A 6,402-nucleotide genomic window follows, 5' to 3' on the forward strand; every position below is an offset into this window, starting at 1 on the left:
GGAAGGAATCAGGCTCCTGCCGCCAACTCGCGCGCAATATACGGATATGGCCCTAAGAGTCAATCATTTATCAGGGTCACGGTCCGTTGTGGTGATCATCTTGTCACTTGATGGTGATTAGGAAAGGGGAGATGAGCTGCTGTAGAAAAAACAGCAAAGCCAGATAGGGAGCCCTAGAATATGGATACGGTTATTGGTGCAGTAGTGCAAGCGGGGACACCCCTCTTTGATAAGGCGCGGACGTTCGAAAAATTGCGTGACCTGATCGGGGACGCCGCAAAGCGCGGAGCAGCGCTTGCGGTGTTCCCTGAAGCTTTTGTCGGGGGCTACCCCAAGGGGCTGGATTTTGGTGTGCGGCTGGGGTCGCGATCAGCCGAGGGGCGGGACATGTTCCGCCGCTATGCCGAGCAGGCCATCACCGTGCCGGGCCCGGATGTTGACACGATCAGCGAGGTGGTTGCGGATGTGGGAATCCATGTGGTTCTGGGGGTGGTGGAACGCGACGGTGGCACCCTTTACTGCTCTTCGCTTTATTTCAGCGCAACCGGCAATTTTTTGGGCAAACACCGAAAGCTGATGCCAACGGCGCTTGAGCGGGTGGTGTGGGGCTTCGGCGACGGCTCGACGCTAGCGGCACCTGCGACTGATATTGGGGTCCTTGGTGGCGCCATCTGCTGGGAAAACTATATGCCGCAACTTCGACTTGCCATGTACGGCAAGGGTGTGGAATTTTACTGTGCGCCCACGGTGGACGATCGGGATGTCTGGTTGCCGACAATGCAGACGATTGCGCTTGAAGGCCGCTGTTTCGTACTTTCCGCCTGCCAGTATATGGAGCGCGGCGATGGCCCCGCAGACTATCACCCCATTCAGGGCGACGCGCCCGATACGGTGCTTATTCGGGGCGGCAGTTGCATCATCTCGCCGATGGGGGAGGTGTTGGCTGCCCCCGTTTTCGGGCGTGAGTGTATCCAGACTGCCGAGCTGGACAAGGCGGATATCACCCGCGGCAAGTATGATCTGGATGTGGTGGGACACTATGCCCGGCCGGATATTTTCTCGCTTTCGGTCAACGAGAATCCGCAGAAGATCGTGAAGCCCTGAAAATAAAGAAGCAGGAAAACTGCCTGTTTTCCTGCCTCAACTTTTGCTTGGCTGTGGGAAAGGCCTAGCCGCACACCCGCGCTTTGGCTGCGGCATATTCATCCGCCAGCCGGTCAACCATCTTGGCAGCCGGAACAATCTCCTTGACCGCACCAATGCCCTGGCCGCAGCCCCAGATGTCTCTCCATGCTTTGGATTTTTCAGAGCCGCCTGAACCGAAGCTCATCTTCGACGGGTCGCTTTCCGGCAGGTTCTTCGGGTCAAGGCCCGCGGCCTCAATCGATGGCGCCAGATAGTTGCCGTGTACGCCGGTGAAAAGGTTCGAATAAACGATGTCGTCCGCGCCATAGTCCACGATGGCCTGCTTGTAGCGCTCGTCAGCGTTGGCTTCCTCTGTCGCGATGAAGGCCGAGCCGATATAGCCAAGGTCTGCGCCCATGGCCTGGGCCGCCAGCACCGCGCCGCCGTGGGCGATGGAGCCTGAAAGCGCCAGCGGGCCATCGAACCATTCGCGAATTTCCTGGATCAGCGCAAAGGGCGAAAGCGTGCCCGCGTGGCCGCCCGCACCCGCCGCCACCGCGATCAGGCCGTCAGCGCCCTTTTCAATGGCCTTCTTGGCGAAGCGGTTGTTGATCACGTCATGCAGCACGATACCGCCATAAGAATGAATCGCTTCATTCACTTCCGGGCGGGCGCCAAGGGAGGTGATCACCACCGGCACCTTGTATTTCACGCACATTTCCACGTCATGCATCAGCCGGTTGTTGGACTTGTGCACAATCTGGTTCACCGCAAACGGGGCTGCCGGCTTGTCCGGGTTTGCCTGGTTATGGGCGTCCAGCTCATTTGTGATGCGCTGGAGCCATTCCTCAAGCACGGGCTCTGGCCGGGCATTGAGTGCCGGGAAGGAGCCAACGATGCCCGCCTTACACTGGGCGATCACCAGGTCCGGGTTCGAGATGATGAAAAGCGGGGACCCGATCACCGGAATCCGAAGGTTAGAAAGCTGTGTCGGTAGCGCCATGAAATGTCGTCCTGCTTGCCGATTGAACTGATAAGTTAATGTGAGGGTAGGCTCATCGCCGCGCCCGTCAAATTCCATAGCCAAGAAAATAGGATACTGGACCAATTAGTCCAGTAAATAATTGCTGTTCATGCGCGGCTACAAATTTCGCCTGGATTTCCCCTTGATCGGGCAGGGGCGTTGGGGTAGGGTGCGCCGCCGTCACCCCAAGGTGGGTGGCCATGCCCCAATGCGGAGAGTTGCCGGAGCGGTCGAACGGGGCGGTCTCGAAAACCGTTGTGCGCGCAAGCGTACCGAGGGTTCGAATCCCTCACTCTCCGCCATTTATCCAATGAAATCAATGTTTTGATGGAGTTTATTTGGTCTTACCCATAAATATACCCATTCTTTTTTTGCCAACTTTTCAATGCCGTTTGACGTTTGTTTGATAATTTAGGTGGATGGTGTCGAAGTAGCCATTGCCTGGTTATGCGGGCGACCAGCTTATAGTGCTCAGTTAACTTTTGTGATTATGTAGTCTTCAAAATGGATCGTGTTAATGCTTGGATCATCGCTAGAAATCTCCAATTGCTCTGGAGTTTCACTGGTCCCGATAATGATCTGTCCACCAGCCTGTTTCGTTACCAATTGAGCATCCTCAAGTAACGCTCGCAAACTAAGGTCCTCGACCTCTTGTTGCCCCGGTTCATCTAGGATCAACAATCCAATATGGTTGGCGGACTTTGTACCTGAAAATTCAAAAAGCGATAACAGGAAGGCCCACTTGAGGCGAATGCCATCACTAGCAGACATTTCGAAATTAAGTTCCGCTTCGACCATGCCAGATGCAGTATCTACTTCAACGATCGGTCGGAATGTATCCCTAGATATCTTTACCTTGTGAGGCGGGTATGAGCGAAAACCAAACCGATCAAGCTTCTGCCTTAATGACTCTTCAAAACCAGCCAGTTTGGTCAAGTCTGCCTTACTAAATTGTGCAGAAGGGATTTCTTTGAGCTGGCCCATGACATCAACGTACTCTTTGGCAGAATCATGTAGCACCTCCAATAACTCATAGAGCGTGCTTTCCAATGAAGCCAACTTGGCTAACTCTTGTTCGGTAGTAACAATTTTTCGGATATGGCTAGCGGATAGTCCTTGACTTGAGCTTATCAGTGTTGACCGAATTGACCTTAGCTCAGACCTCAGACGCTCTTGATCTTCGTGACAAGCAGATAATTGAAGCTGATATGCTTCAAATTTTTGCCCACTACTTTCCAACATTGATTGATACATAGACCTCTGAGAGTCCAAGAAATTGATGTTCTCTTCCAATGCCATTGCCTTTGAAGACTGTTCCGGCAACAGCTCAAACTCTATGCCTTGGTGACAGGTTGGGCATACCTGCCCTTGATCACCTTCTTGCCCAATCAAAGAACCGAAATTCTTTAGTTTCAAAGCATCCCTGTTCTTGCGAAGATCGTCGTTGATCGCTGACAGACGCCTTTCAATGCTGGTGTGTTCTGCCTTCTCCCTACTAAAACGCCCGTGCAACTCCACTGCATCCACTGCAATCTCATCAAGCTTATTGGTGAGCTCTTCTAGACGACCTTCTAGTGCAGACTTCTCTTCGCCGACAGTTGGCGCATCCTGTGCATTTAGGTCTTCTAGTAGGTCCATCAGGTGCAGCTGGTACGAGTCTATTGCAATCCATTCGCCCATCCGAGGAACCAAGATGTCAAAATCGTCTTCCAACAAAAATTCAGCAGAAGGCTCTACTGGAAGCCCCTCTAGTTTCACAATATCGCGGCGAGCAATTGCTGCCATTTCGCCACGCGTATGTTTCCACTGCCGACTGACACCTTCCAGTCTGTCTTCAAGGACCTGACGCTTTAGCCTCCATTTCTGAGCATCTAAATTCAGGACAAATTCAAAAGCGCGGAGAGCCATGTCTTGAACACGCAAATGAGTAGGAAATGGTCCTAGGGTCGCGGACCATCCTCTTTTTTGTTCTACGAAGTAAAATGGGAAGAGCGTTTCAAGGTATAAGAGTACTTCCTTCCCCTCATAGGTTTGAACATAGGGCAGTTCAAGGTTGAGAAATTCGGTAAGAAACCGATGAAATCCGGCCTCCCTTTGAGCCGCTCCCGGGTCAAAAGTGAAAAAGTCTTTTCTGGGAAGGCGGTTGCCTGGGCCAGATAATTTGGGGCCCATCCATACTTGGATAAGCTTGTTATCCTTCTCCCCCACTACGTGGCGCATTACTGTAATAGTTTCACCAGCGGCATTCTGCATCTCTAGCATAACGTATGATGCAACAACTGTTTCCGGTCCTGGCAATAGTTCTTCTCTCATGACATATGCTAGAGGTACTTCTCTCCTGGGACTCAACATGCGCTCCAACCCCAGTACATAGACGATTGCCTGCAAGCACGTAGACTTGCCGCTGGTATTTCCGGCACTCAAAACGTTTAGTCCGGGACCTAACGGTAGATCAGTTCCGAATTTCCCGTTCCGAGTAAGGACCCTAAGTCGAAGATGACGTAATGTAAGTGACATCAACTTGCCCTCATTTTCACGATGTCCTGAACCAGGCCTTCAGTAATGGTCCTCTTCCAAATTCCCAGAAATGCCTTTTCTGTCTCAAATATACTTTCATCTTCGAGCAACCTTTCTGCCAGGTTCCGTCCTGCTTCTGTCAAACTATATGACGGTACCGATCCGCCAAAATTCCGAACGATCAGCCCTTGGCCTACGGCAAAATCCAAGGCCCTACCTAAAGCAGGTTCGACTCTCAGGTTCCAGGTTTTGAAACTGAGCTCTTGGCTCAAGACCGCTCCAAAAGTATCCATGTTACGCTTCGTTCGCAGCACGTCGCTAACAAGATGTACCTTTGGGAGGCTTGCTTTTCCGCCACGCGAATGAGCTAAGATGAGAACTACCAGAGAGATACGCCAATTTCTCCGCAGATCACCGGGTACTGGGACTGGACGCACATTGAATCTAAAACTGTCAACATCAGGGAGCAGCTCTCTAAGTAGCATTCGACATCTCCGGAAAATCTAACGGGCACTCCATCAACCACGACACGACGGCGCCTAGCGCTATCACGTCAATATCGTGGCCGGCCAATTGCGTCTGTTGAGACGATAGGTAATCCTTTATCGCGTCAATTTGCTCTTCTAGGATTGACCTTGGGTTTGTTGACGCCGGCCCTAGAGTTTCCAATTTTGATCGTGCTCTTTGAACTGCCTTAGACGCCTCCTCATACATGTCAGGAAACTGTATTCTAAGATCGTCCATTAGGTTTTCACCCTCTAGATGCCTCTTGATGTGGTTTTGGAATCTCTTGTTGAGCGTCGTCTCTTCTAAGTCTGGAAATCCGCGCTGCAGTTTCTTAAGAAGCGTCTGGGCCAAAACCGCGTTCTCATCAATCCAGGGCGAAACATGATCATCCGACACCGTGGGCGGTTGTATCGAATAGGATTGGCCGGCCTTTCTTCGAAGTTGCGTAATTTGAGTAGCAAAGTCGCTCTGATCGTGGACCATTACCTGAAAACTAGCATCAATAAAGGGCAGTCCGTATCCTCGAACCTTATTTGAGTAGCCTGGCAGCGCCAATGTAACGCGCTTTGAATCCATCAATGGAACCACAAGTACCCAGCGTTTGATTGGCAACCCACTAAACAAGGTGGTGAGCGAGGACTCGTACTTTTTTAACTTATTGATATCTTTATTGATTTTCGCTCTTATTTTGTGTACACGTACGTCCTTGGTTGTTGGGTGTTCTGGGGCGTAACATTGATAAATGGTGCCTTCGTGATTGGAATAAAATTCTATCCCTAGGTCGCCTCTATCTTGGTGAGGAACCTTCACGACATTTGTTGGCTTATAGCGAAGCTGAAGCAATCGGTGACAAAAGTTCTCCCAGTCGTCACTGTCCCAACTGTATTGATATTCTTCAGCCAAAGTAACGGGCCCCACACAATTTCGACATCGTTACCAACAATTGCTGCAAAGAAACAATTCGTCAACAAGTTGTTTCTATTCAACTAATCGGACAAGAGGAAATTAGAGCAAGTTAAACCTTCTTTTCGGATTCACCTTCGGGCCGAGGGGTAGTGCAAATTGAAGGTTGTCCTTGACGTGATGGAAGGGTTCATTTCTTGGCCATTTTCCCAATAAACAATTAGATGATTTTGTAGATTTTTAGTAAGCGGTGATTTTCCCCCACGTCTATATGGGAGCCAGTGACGCTGCTCTCAATCGGGCTATTGTGTTCACACCGGGTGGAG

At 51.0% G+C, this 6,402-nt stretch carries 4 protein-coding genes and 1 tRNA gene; 2 read left to right on the top strand and 3 right to left on the bottom strand.

The window, feature by feature from the left end:
• Window positions 1-180: 180 nt before the first annotated feature.
• On the top strand, window positions 181-1,104 hold the full coding sequence (locus tag ACFO5Q_RS15740; RefSeq protein WP_068146949.1) for a carbon-nitrogen hydrolase family protein: 924 nt from the start codon (window positions 181-183) through the stop codon (window positions 1,102-1,104).
• A gap of 64 nt (window positions 1,105-1,168) precedes the next feature.
• On the opposite strand, the gene ACFO5Q_RS15745 is transcribed toward ACFO5Q_RS15740, so the two are convergent.
• Window positions 1,169-2,128 carry an NAD(P)H-dependent flavin oxidoreductase gene (locus tag ACFO5Q_RS15745; RefSeq protein WP_068146952.1) on the bottom strand — a complete coding sequence of 320 codons (960 nt, stop codon included), beginning with the start codon at window positions 2,126-2,128 and terminating at the stop codon, window positions 1,169-1,171.
• Window positions 2,129-2,361: 233 nt separating this feature from the next.
• On the opposite strand from ACFO5Q_RS15745, the gene ACFO5Q_RS15750 reads away from it, so the two are divergent.
• Window positions 2,362-2,451, top strand: a tRNA-Ser gene (locus tag ACFO5Q_RS15750).
• 169 nt (window positions 2,452-2,620) lie between these two features.
• Here the strand turns inward: ACFO5Q_RS15750 and ACFO5Q_RS15755 are convergent.
• Both ACFO5Q_RS15755 and ACFO5Q_RS15760 read right to left on the bottom strand, forming a co-directional pair.
• The gene (locus tag ACFO5Q_RS15755; RefSeq protein WP_068146954.1) at window positions 2,621-4,462 is read right to left on the bottom strand and encodes a hypothetical protein; all 1,842 of its coding nucleotides are present in this window, start codon (window positions 4,460-4,462) and stop codon (window positions 2,621-2,623) included.
• 678 nt (window positions 4,463-5,140) lie between these two features.
• Window positions 5,141-6,076, bottom strand: a complete 936-nt coding sequence (locus tag ACFO5Q_RS15760) for a hypothetical protein (protein ID WP_068146960.1) — start codon at window positions 6,074-6,076, stop codon at window positions 5,141-5,143.
• Between the last annotated feature and the right edge of the window lie 326 nt (window positions 6,077-6,402).

Source organism: Kordiimonas lipolytica (assembly GCF_042651265.1).
GTDB lineage: Bacteria > Pseudomonadota > Alphaproteobacteria > Sphingomonadales > Kordiimonadaceae > Kordiimonas > Kordiimonas lipolytica.